General features: G+C 48.1%; 11 protein-coding genes. 6 read left to right on the top strand and 5 right to left on the bottom strand.

Features of this window, described 5'->3' with window-relative positions:
• Nucleotides 1–66 precede the first annotated feature (66 nt).
• Together F0P94_RS07735 and F0P94_RS07730 are read left to right on the top strand one after the other, a co-directional pair.
• Nucleotides 67–1,050, top strand: coding sequence for a YpdA family putative bacillithiol disulfide reductase (locus tag F0P94_RS07735; RefSeq protein ID WP_225307149.1), 984 nt, complete (start codon nt 67–69; stop codon nt 1,048–1,050).
• A gap of 73 nt (nt 1,051–1,123) precedes the next feature.
• A complete protein-coding gene (locus F0P94_RS07730; RefSeq protein WP_150903302.1) occupies nt 1,124–1,846 on the top strand; it encodes a YoaK family protein in 723 nt (240 codons plus the stop codon).
• A 14-nt stretch (nt 1,847–1,860) separates the two neighbouring features.
• Here F0P94_RS07730 and F0P94_RS07725 read toward each other — a convergent pair whose 3' ends face one another.
• Nucleotides 1,861–2,475: a tetratricopeptide repeat protein gene (locus tag F0P94_RS07725; RefSeq protein WP_150903301.1), complete on the bottom strand. Its 615-nt coding sequence runs from the start codon at nt 2,473–2,475 to the stop codon at nt 1,861–1,863.
• A 153-nt stretch (nt 2,476–2,628) separates the two neighbouring features.
• Here F0P94_RS07725 and F0P94_RS07720 point away from each other — a divergent pair, with 153 nt between their 5' ends.
• Nucleotides 2,629–2,976, top strand: a complete 348-nt coding sequence (locus F0P94_RS07720) for an MmcQ/YjbR family DNA-binding protein (RefSeq protein ID WP_150903300.1) — start codon at nt 2,629–2,631, stop codon at nt 2,974–2,976.
• Between the two features lie 749 nt (nt 2,977–3,725).
• On the opposite strand, the gene F0P94_RS07715 is transcribed toward F0P94_RS07720, so the two are convergent.
• Both F0P94_RS07715 and F0P94_RS07710 read right to left on the bottom strand, forming a co-directional pair.
• Nucleotides 3,726–4,577, bottom strand: a complete 852-nt coding sequence (locus F0P94_RS07715) for an LOG family protein (protein ID WP_150903299.1) — start codon at nt 4,575–4,577, stop codon at nt 3,726–3,728.
• A gap of 257 nt (nt 4,578–4,834) precedes the next feature.
• The gene (locus F0P94_RS07710; RefSeq protein WP_150903298.1) at nt 4,835–6,082 is read right to left on the bottom strand and encodes an ABC transporter permease; all 1,248 of its coding nucleotides are present in this window, start codon (nt 6,080–6,082) and stop codon (nt 4,835–4,837) included.
• 255 nt (nt 6,083–6,337) lie between these two features.
• Here F0P94_RS07710 and queA point away from each other — a divergent pair, with 255 nt between their 5' ends.
• A complete protein-coding gene (queA, locus tag F0P94_RS07705) occupies nt 6,338–7,384 on the top strand; it encodes a tRNA preQ1(34) S-adenosylmethionine ribosyltransferase-isomerase QueA (RefSeq protein WP_150903297.1) in 1,047 nt (348 codons plus the stop codon).
• A gap of 150 nt (nt 7,385–7,534) precedes the next feature.
• Here queA and F0P94_RS07700 read toward each other — a convergent pair whose 3' ends face one another.
• Nucleotides 7,535–9,829 carry a metallophosphoesterase gene (locus F0P94_RS07700; protein ID WP_150903296.1) on the bottom strand — a complete coding sequence of 765 codons (2,295 nt, stop codon included), beginning with the start codon at nt 9,827–9,829 and terminating at the stop codon, nt 7,535–7,537.
• A 648-nt stretch (nt 9,830–10,477) separates the two neighbouring features.
• On the opposite strand from F0P94_RS07700, the gene F0P94_RS07695 reads away from it, so the two are divergent.
• Together F0P94_RS07695 and F0P94_RS07690 are read left to right on the top strand one after the other, a co-directional pair.
• The gene (locus tag F0P94_RS07695) at nt 10,478–11,161 is read left to right on the top strand and encodes a 2-C-methyl-D-erythritol 4-phosphate cytidylyltransferase (RefSeq protein WP_150903295.1); all 684 of its coding nucleotides are present in this window, start codon (nt 10,478–10,480) and stop codon (nt 11,159–11,161) included.
• A 258-nt stretch (nt 11,162–11,419) separates the two neighbouring features.
• The gene (locus tag F0P94_RS07690) at nt 11,420–12,496 is read left to right on the top strand and encodes an NAD(P)-dependent alcohol dehydrogenase (RefSeq protein ID WP_150903294.1); all 1,077 of its coding nucleotides are present in this window, start codon (nt 11,420–11,422) and stop codon (nt 12,494–12,496) included.
• A 488-nt stretch (nt 12,497–12,984) separates the two neighbouring features.
• Here the strand turns inward: F0P94_RS07690 and F0P94_RS07685 are convergent, their stop codons facing one another.
• Nucleotides 12,985–13,641, bottom strand: coding sequence for a DUF4142 domain-containing protein (locus F0P94_RS07685; protein WP_150903293.1), 657 nt, complete (start codon nt 13,639–13,641; stop codon nt 12,985–12,987).
• Nucleotides 13,642–13,885: the final 244 nt, after the last annotated feature.

The raw sequence follows: 13,885 nt of genomic DNA, 5'->3' as shown, positions 1-13,885 counted from the left end.
CGCGTTCCGGTTTATAGGCCCATAAATTATTTCCTTTGAGCCAGGAAAAAAAAACGATAAAAAACCTTGAACACTGAAATCCTCGACATCCTCATCATCGGCGCCGGACCAATAGGGCTGGCTTGCGGGCTGGAAGCAAAAAAAGCAGGCTTATCTTACTTAATTGTAGATAAAGGCTGTCTGGTGAATTCGCTTTATAACTACCCGCTGAACATGACCTTCTTTTCCACCGCCGACCGGCTGGAAATTGGCGGCATTCCGTTTACCTGTACTTCCGCCAAACCCGGCCGCGCGGAAGCCCTGGAATATTACCGCCGCGTAGCCGATTCAGAAAAACTTAATCTGGCTTTGTTCGAGGAAGTGCAAACCGTAGTGCCGGAAGCCGGAAAAGTGTACTTGGTAAAAACGGGCAAAACCGAATACCGGGCCAGGCACATAATCGTCGCCATCGGCTTTTACGATATTCCGAATTTGCTAAACGTACCCGGCGAAGAGCTTCCCAAAGTAAAACATTACTACTTCGATCCGCATTATTATTACCGGCAGAAAGTGCTGGTGGTGGGAGCGAATAATTCTTCGGCAGATGTGGCGCTGGAAACCTGGCGGAAAGGGGCTGAAGTGACAATGGTGATCCGGGAAAGCGAGCTCGGCCGCATAAAATACTGGACCAAACCCGACCTCGAAAACCGGATAAAGGAAGGCTGCATCAAAGCGTATTTCAACAGCAACATTACCGCCATCCGCGAAAAGGAAGTAGATCTTCAGACACCGGCCGGCAAAGTAACCTTGAAGAACGATTACGTCATGGCCATGACCGGCTACCAGCCCAACTTCCGTTTCCTGGAAAAGATCGGAATTCAATTAGAAGATAACGAACGAAAGCACCCGGTTTATAACTCCGAAACCCAGGAAACCAATCTGCCGAACGTGTATTTAGCCGGCGTAATTTGCGGTGGCCTCGATACGCATATCTGGTTCATCGAAAATTCACGGGTACATGCGGAGCAGATCGTGCGGCACATTTTAGCGAAAGCGGAAAAGAAAGAATGAAATCTCAATAGAGGCTATCATAATTTTCTTAATTTACCGCCGGAATAACGCGCAGGAAACAAGAGGAAATACCATGTTCAGGCACCGCGGGAAAGGCCGTACTTTAATTCATAACCTGCAGCTGGCTTCGTTGCTGAGTCTGGTGGCGGGCATTGTGAACGTGACCGGCATTTTTGCGCTGCAAACCCTTACCACCAACGTTACCGGCCATTTCGCCTACTTTGCCGACGAAGTTGCCCGAAGTAATTTCAGCAGTGCCGCGGTTTTTCTGGTGTATATTATAGCGTTTTCCGCCGGGGCGTTCAGTTCTAATTTTTTAATTGAAATTACGGCGCGCAGCAATAATCGCTACGGCGTTGCTTTTCCCATCGGCATCGAGGTTTTTATCCTGATTTTTATCGCGTTTTTGTCGCCGGAAGCCTTGCAGGCACACGGACATTTGATTGCCTGCAGCCTGCTTTTTGCTATGGGTTTGCAGAATGCGCTGGTAACCAGTTTATCGAACGCCGTAGTGCGCACCACGCATTTAACCGGTTTGTTTACCGACCTGGGAATTGAATTCTCGAAACTGATCTTTTACCGGCATCCGGACCAACAGAAAGCCCTGAAAGGTTCCATAAAACTCCGCCTGACCATTATTGCCTTTTTCTTTTCGGGCTGTATTGTGGGCGGATTGGTTTACTTTTTCTTTGGTTTGCTTAGTTTGCTTCTAGCGGCTTTCATTCTGATAATCGGCTGGTTTCATGCCTTTTTCAGATACAACTTCCTCCGCTGGCGCCGGCAGCATATTCCCTGAAATACCAGCAAAACTTACATGCGGCCGCAATATTGTTGTTTCCATTTGCCGGCTTCTTTGTTACCTAATTTTTGAGCCGTATCCCAATCGGAACAGGCATTGGTGCGGTCCTGCAAATTATAATTGGCCGCGCCGCGGTTAAACAAGGCGTCGGCAAATTGGGGCTGTAGTTTCAGGGCCTGGTTATAATCTGCCAGGGCCCCCTGGTAATCTTTTAACCGGTATTTGGCCAGACCGCGGTTGTTGTAGGCTTTCGCGTAATTCGGTTTCAGGGCAATGGCCAGGTCGAAATCGGCGATGGCTGCTTTGTAATGCTCCCGGCCGAAATAAAGCAGTCCGCGCTCCAGATAAGCTTCGGCGTACTTCGGATTCAGACTGATGGCATATCCGTAATCTTCCATGGCTCCGGCGTAATTCTTCAGGCTTTCCTGCACGTGCGCGCGGTTGTAGTAGGTTTGCGCCTGGTTTGGTTTCAGGGAAATGCTGGTGGTATAATCGCGCAGGGCGCCGGCAAAATCCTGAGCCTGATATTTAGTATTGCCGCGCTGAAAATATTCTTCCGCGGTCTGGGCCAGCGCGCCAAAAGAAAATGCTATAGATAAACAGATAAAAAGTAAAGCTTTCTTCATACAATAACCTCCTGATGCTTTTTAGAATAAGACTAACGAATGTACAACATTTCCAGGGAAAAGAATATTATTTAAACGGAATGCAATGTTGCCTCATGCTATAAGTAAAATATGTAAATTTGGTTGCATTTAGCATAAAACATTTTTCAGAATATGAATATTGAAAGATTACGGGAGCTTTGCCTGGGCTTTCCGGCGGTTACCGAAGACATAAAATGGGGCCACGACCTGTGCTTTTCCGTAGGCGCCAAAATGTTCGCCGTAACCGGCGTAGACGGCCCGTTCACGGTTTCCTTTAAAGTTACCCCCGAACAATTCGAAGAACTGACCGCCCGCGAAGGCATTGTTCCGGCGCCGTACATGGCCCGCAATTTCTGGGTACTGGCAGAAGACCCCAATCAATTATCGGCAGCCGAATGGGAGCACTACGTGCGGCAATCATACGAACTGGTAAAAAGCAAACTGACCAAAAAACTGCAGAAAGAGCTGAACCTGCTTTAGGGTAGTATAGCATCTGCACGTTTTATATAGAAGAGATTGCTTCTCCAATTTTCAAAGGAAATTATTTGCATCAGAATCAGGATTTTCAGGATTAAAGGATTTTCAGGACAATTGTCTGAACCATGATTTTTTTGATTGATATGATTCCCGTGACGAATGTTTGTAGGGACAGGTCGCGACCTGTCCGCACGATATCTGATCAATTCGGTCTAAATCAGAATTTGCAGAATTTTAGAATTCACAGAATCAAGGATAAGAATTTATATGAAAGGGCACCCTTGTGGATACTCTTTAGCATTATCAAATTTCACGCATATCGCCAGCGCAGCGTCCCTGAAAACCACGTTAGCGGATTTTAAACAAATCAAAAGGAAGACAGCTACGAAGGGAAAATGATCCCAGTTTCCGTTCCAAAGACTTTGGAGGATTACGGTGCCGAAGGCAGGCCGCTAGGCCAGTTTGCCTCCACGGCTTTGGAACAGAAACGAAGCCACCCGGCTTGAGGGAAAAAGCTCTTTCAAAAATTAAAAGCTATGAATTTAGAGTAAAAATCAATTTAAAAAAGCTATCCTTTCAGAAAAATATTGTAGTGACTTAAGTAAAGAGTTGCATTTTGCTTTATTGCTTCGCCCTTAACAAATCAGCCCTCCGAAGCGAAACAAAAAGCACCATAAAACAAAAAGCCCCCGAACACTTTCGAAGGCTTTTTGATACTGTTTTCTGAAGTCTTTTATCCTTCTTCCCAAAGATTAGAAGTTCGGAGAAAGCAGGTATTTGTTGTAGAAATCGTCGATCACTTGTACGGCATCGGCCGGAGTATCTACAATGCTTACCAGGTTCAGGTCTTCCGGGCTGATGTTGCTTTCCTCGGTAAGCATGATGTCCTGGATCCAGTCGAACAAACCTTGCCAGTACCGACGCCCCACCAGGATGATCGGGAAACGACCGATCTTTTTGGTCTGAATCAGCGTGATGGCTTCGAATAATTCGTCCAGCGTACCGAAGCCGCCCGGCATTACCACAAAGCCCTGGGCGTATTTCACGAACATTACCTTGCGTACAAAGAAATAATCGAAGTTGATAAGCTTGTCGGAATCGATGTAAATGTTGTTGAATTGCTCGAACGGCAGCTCAATGTTCAGACCCACCGATTTACCGCCTTCCGCATGCGCGCCTTTGTTGCCGGCCTCCATAATACCCGGGCCACCGCCCGTAATTACGCCGTACCCGTGGCGCACCAGTTTCGCCGCAATTTCTTCGGCCATCTGGTAATACGGATTATCGGGCTTGGTACGCGCCGAACCGAAAATGGAAACGCAGGGACCGATCTTGGCCAGTTTATCGAAGCCTTCCACAAACTCCGACATTACTTTAAAGATCTGCCAGGAATCGGCAATTTTAATTTCGTTCCAGTCTTTATCTACAAAAGCCTGACGGATACGGATATCTTCTTCTGTGGCTACCGCGCGCGAGCCGGTCAGTTCGCTCACCGATACTGCTTTGTTGTCGTTGATCTCCGGTTGCAGGATAGTCTTACCGCTGCCGATGTTGGTAACCTCGTCGTTCAGCCTTGTTTTGCTGGTTTTTCTAAGTTTTGTCATTGTGTATTCAAATTCAAAAAGCGCTAAACGTCCGGGCTCTTTTTTTCAAAAGCCTGGTCCGAAAGCTGCTAAAGGTTGAAAAATATAGTTCGTTTTAAAATTTGCGCGGGCAAAAACCCTGCAAGATATGTTTAAAGTTCAACGCTGCCAAATAATCTTATTATTTATTTACTGACCTTATGCAAGTTTTGCGAGATTCCCCATTGGGGAGCCTGTCTCGACAAAGGGGGACTTTTCTCCTGCTTGCGTAACGCCTGTTATTTCGAACGAATGGCTACCACCGGATCGAGGCGCGAGGCCATTAAAGCCGGAATAATGCCCGAAAGCAAGCCGATTATTACCGAAACAGTTAAGCCGAGCGAGATGTTTTTGGCGCTCAGGATTATCTCCAACGCATCCTGAGGGATTAGGGTTATACCTAAAACCAATAAAATACCTAAACCGCCACCAATAAGGCTTAAAAAAACGGCTTCGAAGAGAAATTGCAGCAAAATAAAATAGTTTTTCGCCCCCAAAGATTTCTGAATGCCGATAATGTTGGTGCGTTCTTTTACGGATACGAACATAATATTGGCAATGCCGAAACCACCTACCAGAATGGAAAAGCCCCCGATGATCCAGCCGGCCACCCCAATTATCTTAAACAAACCCGTAATGGCATCGGCCAGCAGCTCCGGACGGTTCAGAGCAAAATTATCTTCGTCGCGCGGCTTCAAACTCCGGAGGCTCCGCATTACCCCGCGTATTTCGTATTCCAGATCCATCAGGCCGATGTCCGTTTCCAAGCCTTTTACCGCAATGGCCGGCTCCAAACCATCGGGGCCGGTGGGGTAAATTTTCATGAAAGCGCTGTAAGGAATAATCGCATTTTTGTCGTTGCCCGGAATGCCCATCATGTTTTCGCCCTGCTTTTCCATGGCCCCGATCACTTTAAAGCGCAAACCTTTCAGCTTGAATTCTTTCCCGATCGGGTCCTGGCCGGGAAAAAGGTTTTCGGCAATGTCGGCCCCGATCAGGGCCACGTTGCGGCCGCCTTCCACTTCCTGCTGGGTAAAATAACGGCCTTCTGCTACCGGTACATCCGATACCATGTTAAAGGCATACGAAACGCCCTGCACGTTCACGTCGGAAAGGCTGTTGCTCTGGTTTTTAAGCGTATTGCTGTTCTTGCTCCAGAAAATGGCCACGCCCTGCTGGTGTTCCAGGCGGCGTTCCAGCATCCGGTACTCGCGCAGGTTTACTACCGGACGTTTAAAATAGCGCCACCACGGGTAATTTCCTTCAAAACTCCAGGGCCATTTCTGCACGTAAATTACGTTCTCGCCAAAAAAGCTCATGCTGTTGCGAATGTTGCGTTCCAGCGAATCGACGATGGTGAACACGGAAATAATAGCAAAAATGCCAATGGTTACGCCAAGCAAAGAAAGCAGCGTGCGCAGCAGGTTGGCGCGCAGCGCCTGGCCGGCAAAAGCAATACTTTCCAGAAAAAGGCGAAGGTAGATCATTAGAGAGGATACTAAGCGCGTGAATTAAAATTGCCTAAAAATAAGCATTATCCGCCCAAAAAGCGTACATTTGCAGGCTGATTGCGAAATTAAAAATTAGAAATTACGAATTAGAAATAAAATCTTCTTTATTGCCTTTGTGCTGGCAGTAGATTTCTTTTCTGATCCGGTTCTTTGGTTCTTTTCTTAAAAAAACCAATTTCTAATTTCTAATTCGTAATTTCTAATTAACGTTTTAATAACCGTAATTATTAAATGAAACTATCCGAATTTAAATTCGAATTGCCGGCCGAACTTATGGCCACCCACCCTGCCAAGAACCGCGACGAAGCCCGCATGATGGTGCTTAACCGTGCCACCGGCGAAATCGAGCACAAGATCTTCCGCGACATCCTGAATTATTTCGACGATGGCGACGTGATGGTAGTGAACGACACCAAGGTTTTCCCGGCCCGCATGTACGGGAACAAGGAGAAGACCGGCGCTAAAATAGAAGTTTTCCTGCTCCGCGAACTAAACAAAGACATTCACCTGTGGGACGTGCTGGTAGATCCGGCCCGTAAGATCCGCGTTGGCAATAAGCTTTATTTCGGCGATTCGGACCTGGTAGCGGAAGTGATCGACAACACCACATCGCGCGGCCGTACCATTAAATTCTTATTCGACGGTACCGACGAGGAATTCTACAAAACCATTCACGACCTGGGCGAAACGCCGCTGCCAAAATACATTAAGCGCGAAGCCGAACCGGAAGACAAAGAACGCTACCAGACCGTTTATGCCAAGCATACCGGCGCCGTAGCGGCCCCGACTGCCGGCCTGCACTTCACCAAAGAAATTCTGAAGCGCCTCGAAATTAAAGGCGTAGATGTAACGCCCGTTACGCTGCACGTAGGCTTAGGCACGTTCCGTCCGGTAGATGTGGAAGACCTGACGAAGCACAAAATGGATTCCGAGCAGTTTATTATTACCGAGGAAACCTCTACTATGGTGAACAAGGCCCTGGATAATAAAAAACGCGTTTGCGCGATCGGCACCACCACCATGCGCGCCATGGAGTCTTCGGTTTCGGCCAACAGCCGCCTGAAGCCGAACGAAGGCTGGACCGACAAGTTCATTTTCCCGCCTTACGAATTCAAAATTGCCAACTCCCTGGTAACAAACTTCCACATGCCGGAATCTACCCTTTTAATGATGACGGCTGCCTTCGGCGGTTACGACTTGGTAATGAAAGCCTACGAAATCGCCATTAAAGAGAAATACAACTTCTTCAGCTACGGCGACGTGATGCTGATCCTGTAAGAAAACGCTATGTTTTCAGCCGAAAAAGCCTGCTCCGGAAACGGGGCAGGCTTTTTTGTTTCCCCACAAGTTCTACAAAAACCAAAAGCCGTTCCGCGAAACAGAACGGGTTTGGTACCGGTAGCAACCAACCCAAAAATGCCGGAATGCTTAATGTAACACAATGAATTTGCGAGTTTTAGAGGCGCTTTTTCCCCATATTTTTACCAGGTAAATGCCGGAAGCCAGGTGTCCGGTTTCAATGGCGGTAGTACCCCGGAATACAGACGAGCTTACTTCCATTCCGTTACTATCAATTACCAGCATTTTTACTTCTTCGTTTCCTTCCGCTTCCACCGTTATGCTGGTACCGCTTTGTACCTGAGTCGGAAAAAGGCGCGGCAAGGCTGCCGGGTCTTCGGCTTGTCCCTCTTCCGGCAGCGTTTGCCGGGCCGTAGAAATAACTTTCACCCGGAAAACATCTTTCAGGCAGTTGCTGCCATCGGTTACCCAGTATTCAGTATCCAGATTCGGGGCAACGGTAATGCTGCGGTCCGTCTGGCCGGTAGACCATTGGTAATTCCCGATCCAGGAGGCTTTTAACTGAATAGGTTGATTTGCCGCGATGGTTTTCGTGCTGGTTTTGCTAACGTTTTGCATTAAAGTAAACTGGTCGGCTATCAGGCCATCCTGCCGGAGGAATTTGCCGTCGAGGCGGTTGTCTTTTACTTCCAGGTACAGCATACCGCCCCGGTTAAAAGAAAAAGGCATGGCATTATGCGGCCAGGCAGAGGCAACCTGTCCGTCGGCGCCCCCGGCCGAACCCGAAACCACATACAGGGTTCCGTGGTTTTTACCGCCCGTTGGAATAATATACGGGCAGGAATTTGTGGTACCGTCGTATTTGGCGCTGGAACTGCTTTTGGCGTGAACCGCTTTGTTAAAACTCTTTTCCATGCTATAATAATTATTGAGCAGATAAGAGCGTTCGTATACATGGCTGTGGCCGCACAAAACCAGGTCTACCCCGCCGCGCTCCAGAATCCGGATAAAGTTCTGCCGGATCTTCACCATTTGGTCTTCGGTATCGGAGTTGTGCGTTCCCATGGAGTAGGGCGGATGATGCCAGTAAGCAATCACCCATTTTTTGGTATTGGCAGCCAGGTCTTTCTTCAGCCACTGCACCTGCGTACCCAGGGTATCGTAAAGGCGGGTACTTCCGGGACTTTCAGTACCGTAGGAATCGAGGCTGATGAAATGGATGTTGCCCCAGTCGTAGGAATAGAACGCTTTGGTGCCCGAGGCCACCCCCCCGCATTCGGCTGCGGCCGGCATGGAGAATATCTTGTAATAGGGATCGGACCGGGAGGACTGCACCCCATAATCGTGATTGCCGGGAGTCGGGAAAATGATATGATTTTTCAGCAATGTACTGCCGTAAGGCTTAAAAAAATTCTTCTGGTATTCTCCATCCGTTCCGCTATCATAGGCATTGTCGCCCAGCAGCAGCAAGATTTCGGCCGGGTTCGAGCCCACATGTTTTAAATACGAATTTAAGGTTGCCGCCTGGCTGCCGCTCGCGTCCAGCCCGCAATCGCCAAATACCGCAATGCGCACTTTATCGGTGGAGGTTGGCATCGGTGCGGTTTTAAACTGGTTGCTGTAAGCCCCCTGAAGCGCCTGCGAGGTGCTGCCAATGCGGTAAAAATACCGGGTTCCCGCCACGAGGCCGTTTACCCGGACTTCGTGCTCCGTAGTAACTGTAGAGTTAGCGGCAATTATCGGGTAAGTTCCATAAACGGTGCCCACTTCTACCCGCGAGTTGGTAGGCGCGTTGGTCCGCCAGCGGAGGGTTACGCCCGTCTGGCTGCCCATTTGCAGGTAAGGCCCCCGGGTTAAGGTTACCGGATTGCCTACCAGCCTGAAATCAAACGCCATATCGTTGGAAGTCTTGTCGCGCTGATGCACTTCCACGGCAATTACGTTATTACCGTTAATAAACCCCGAGCGGTTTATGGTAAAGTTGTAGGCAGAGAATCCATCGGCAGCGCTTGAAGCTGTGGTGAGATAGTTAACAGTTCCCGAGGGAAGGTTATTGCGGAACACTTCTTTGCCATTCACGAAAACGCGCACGCCATCGTCCCTTTTCACCGAGCCGGTAAAGGAGCCATATTTATTTATATCGGGAATGGCAATGGTCTTCCGGAAATAGGTGGTAATGTATTTATTATTCGGATCGGGGCCGTAGCTAATGGGAGTAGCCGCATCGGTAATGCCGTAACCGAACTTGCCTATGCCGTTTTTCCAGCTGAGATCGCTGAAGGTGCTTTCCTGCCAGGCCAGGCCCTGGTTACTGCCGTTGTCTTTATACTTCCAGGCAGAACCAAAGGGCACCAGGGTAACCTGTGCCACTCCATAGAAGCCCTGAAGCAAGATCAAGATCAGCAAAAATGTAAATTTTCTCATACTTCCTAATTTATACGTTTGTAAAGATAGCTCCTGACCTTTTCAGGACCAGCGTATCTCAATAGACATTTAACTGATAGCCCCACTCAGGTCAATGATTCTACCAAAGGGTTGCTCGCATATTCTTTTTTCTTTAAATTATTAACTTTTACGGCGTTTCCATATAACTATTACAAGTTAAAAGGAAATGTTGGTCTTTATTTAGGGGGATATGAGATTTGGTCGGTAAAGTGATGCTCTCCGTCGGGTTTAGGATCGGAAATTCAGGAATGAGATGGGCGAACAGGATCAGGACCGTATTTAAGAATTATAAAAATTCATGAATGACAAAGATGACATCCTGATTAAACCAGCCGAAAAACTTTTCAGCATTGGGTATTCGATCAAATTCACCGGGTTTGGCATAAAAGGACAAAAGCCAATGCTGTCAACTTAAAGGATTATGAATTAAGAATAATTGCTGGTTCAGACCTCTGTGTCTGAAACTTATGCTGGTGCGGACATCCGTGTCCGCGTTTATGCCTACGGGGACAAAGATATCCCCGGCAGGTTGCTTCCAGACACAGAGGCCTGGAAGAGCGCTCTTGCCTTAAGTTGAAGGCTGGGGCAAAAGCAGGTAATTATGGCTACGGCTAGTATCTTTGAGGCATGGCAGAAACAACAGATTCCGTTATTATTGTAGCCGGCGGTTCGGGCTCGCGCATGCAATCCGATATTCCCAAGCAATTCCTGCAACTGGCCGGCAAACCCATTTTAATGCATACGCTTCAGCAATTCCATGCCTACAACCCTTTGCTGGAAATGGTAGTGGTTCTGCCCCAAAACCAGATAAGCTACTGGCAGGACCTGTGTATTCAAAAGCAGTTTTCTGTTTCTCATACTGTCGTTACTGGTGGCGCCACCCGTTTTCAATCGGTTAAGAATGGCCTGGCAGCGGTTAAAAACAAAGGCATTGTAGCGGTACACGACGGTGTGCGGCCTTTTGTGCCGGTAGAAGTTATCCGCGAAGCGTTTGCCATTGCCCGCGAAAAAGGCAATGGCGTGGTAAGCGTACCGTTAAAAGATTCTATCCGGCAGGTAAGCGGGCAGGTTAGCAAAGCCGTAGACCGCGAGCAGTTCCGGCTGATCCAGACACCGCAATGCTTTAGACCTGAACTGTTACAAAAAGCGTATGCCTTGCCGGAAGAAAACACCTTTACCGATGATGCCTCGGTGGTGGAAAAACTGGGCGAAAACATAAACCTGGTTTCCGGCAGCTACGAAAACATTAAAATAACCACGCCGGAAGATTTGCTCTGGGCGGAAGCTTTCCTGAAGAAACAAATCCGTTGAAAAAGTATCCTGCACTGTTGCAACTGCCCGAAACAATAAGCCTGCAAACAGGTATTTAACTCAAACCATAACTTTTAGCAGGCAGACTGTATGAGCTAAGTTCTGAAAGAAAAGAGGACCGCTGCTTTACAAGCCAATTTATCCAAACTGCCGGGAAGTCCGTAAAACCTTGCCTGCCTGCTTCATAAATAAGGTTCTGCCCAAATTTAGCAGGAAGCACACAGTTAATTAAAACGCTATAAAAACCATATAAAAACTATGATACCAGCAAAAGGCTATGCCGCCCACGATGCCACCTCGCTTTTAGGGCCCTTCAATTTCGAGCGCCGCGAAGTAGGCGAACACGACGTATTGATCGACATTCAGTACTGCGGCGTTTGCCATTCCGACATTCACCAGGTACGCAACGAGTGGGGCGGCTCGATCTACCCCATGGTGCCGGGCCACGAAATTGTAGGCCGCATCAGCAAGGTGGGCAGCAAGGTTACCAAGTTTAAAGTGGGCGATCTGGGCGGCGTAGGCTGCTTTGTAGATTCCTGCCGCACCTGCCACAGCTGCCAGGAAGGCCTGGAGCAATATTGCGAAGTACACAATGTGGGCACCTACAACAGCCTCGAAAGAGACAAGAAAACCCCAACCTATGGCGGTTACTCCAGCCAGATCGTAGTAGATGAAAATTACACCCTGAAGGTTTCGGAAAAACTGGACCTGAAACGGGTTGCTCCCCTTTTGTGCGCCGGCATTACCACCTACTCGCCGCTTATGCAGTGGAAAGTGGGCAAAGGCCATAAAGTAGCCATTGTAGGTTTGGGTGGTTTGGGGCACATGGCCGTAAAACTAGCCGTTTCCCTGGGCGCCGACGTTACCGTACTCAGCACTTCGCCGGGCAAAGAGCAGGACGCTAAAGCGCTGGGAGCCCACAACTTTGCCGTAACCAAAGATCCGGAACAGGTAAAGCAGCTCCGCAATACTTTTGACTTTATTGTAGATACGGTTTCGGCGCCGCACGATTATAATTTATACCTGGGCATGCTTCGCCGCGACGGCACCATGATTTTGCTGGGTGTGCCGCCGGAGCCAACGCCGGTTGCTGCTTTCCACCTGATCGGCAAGCGCAAGCGCCTGGTAGGCTCCATGATTGGGGGCATACAGGAAACCCAGGAGATGCTGGATTACTGCGCCGAACACAACATTATGAGCGACGTGGAAGTAATTCCGATCCAAAAAATAAACGAGGCCTACGAACGCACGCTGAAAAGCGATGTCCGCTACCGCTTCGTGATCGACATGGCCAGCCTGGAAAATGAGGTTGCAACCGAAGAACTGCGCGGCTAATACACTGTCAGGTTAATTATTAGAGTTTGCTTGACGGGATTTGCAATCCCGTCTTAACTGAGCCGTGGGATTTGTAATCCCACTTTCTAAAGATTAAGTTGACTGTGTAACAGAAATAGAAGTTTAAAAACGCTATGATTTCAGCTAAAAAAGCCGGCCTAGAACAAGACCGGCTTTTTTATGGCATCTTGAAGCGGTTCAGGAAATGAAGTTTAAAGGCCGCATGTCGGGTCGTTTCATGCTGCTATTCTGAAATTTACGAGATGATTTTCTGCTCAAAATCAGCTTCAGAAGCCGTATTTTCAGGCTTTCGCCTCACTGAAGTTGAAAACTTCAGATCATTGATAGGTTTAAGTTACCGCTTCGCTCAAACTTGAACCACCTAAATTGAGAAAGAAACGGCTCCTAACCGGATAGGGCATAAAAAAAACTGCAGCCCATCGGGTTGCAGCTTTTCACTTTAAACACGTTATGTATACTTAAAAAATTTACTTTTGGTTATAGGTTTTTGCGTTTATTTCCCGGGCCATATCCAGATGCATGCGAAAGGTAGGCGTGGTTTTGCTGGCGAAGGCCTTCAGGTCGGCATCTTTCGCTTTCTGGGTGGCCTGTTCAAATAAGCCGACATCCACGGTGTGGTCTTTCACCATTTCAGCCATGTAATCGCGGTCGAAATCTTTGCCGCTCATTTTAGAGAGCCGGTCGTAAGTAGCCTGGTTCTCGGCGTTCATTTTGGCGGGCACGTTCCATTTCTTTTTAGCGGCCAGTTGCTTTAATTCGGTATTCGCCTTGGAATGATCGTCTACCATGTGCTGCCCGAATTTTTTCACCTCGGCAGAAGCGCCTTTCTGCGCGGCCACCTTCCCGAGTTCCACTTCCATCATGCCGCCGCTGGCTGCGGTGGCCACAAAATCGGCATCGGAGGTATACGTCGGGATAGGCGGGTTGCCGGTTGTGATCTGGGTACTGTCGAGAGGCGCTTCGGTTTGCACGTTGGCATTGTCGGCCGGCTCAGTATTCAGTTCTTCGCCGCTGCCGACTTTTTCGGTGGAAGTGCTGTAATTATCACCGCCCCCTTTATTTTCGCAGGACGAACCAAAGCAGACAGCAAAAGCCATCAGACTGCAATACACGATCTTTTTCATAGTTTTCAGGGTTTAGTACAAAAAAAATATTTTACCAGGGCCTTTTATACGCCGGGTTAAGAACAAAGTTAAAATCAGCTTGTTTTATACTATGCTCCTGATTGCTTTCCGAAGTGGAAGTTGGATTATAAATCAAAATTCTCTTCGTAGCGTAGGCTTTAAACCCAATGCTGTCAACTTAAGGATTATGAATTGATAATAATCGCTGTTTCAGACATCTGTGTCTGAAACTTATTCTGGTACG

The sequence above is a fragment of the Adhaeribacter soli genome (assembly GCF_008727925.1).
In the GTDB taxonomy this organism is placed as follows: domain Bacteria; phylum Bacteroidota; class Bacteroidia; order Cytophagales; family Hymenobacteraceae; genus Adhaeribacter_A; species Adhaeribacter_A soli.
The sequence above is the reverse complement of the archived record's forward strand: the minus strand, read 5'-3'. Positions and strand labels throughout refer to the sequence as shown.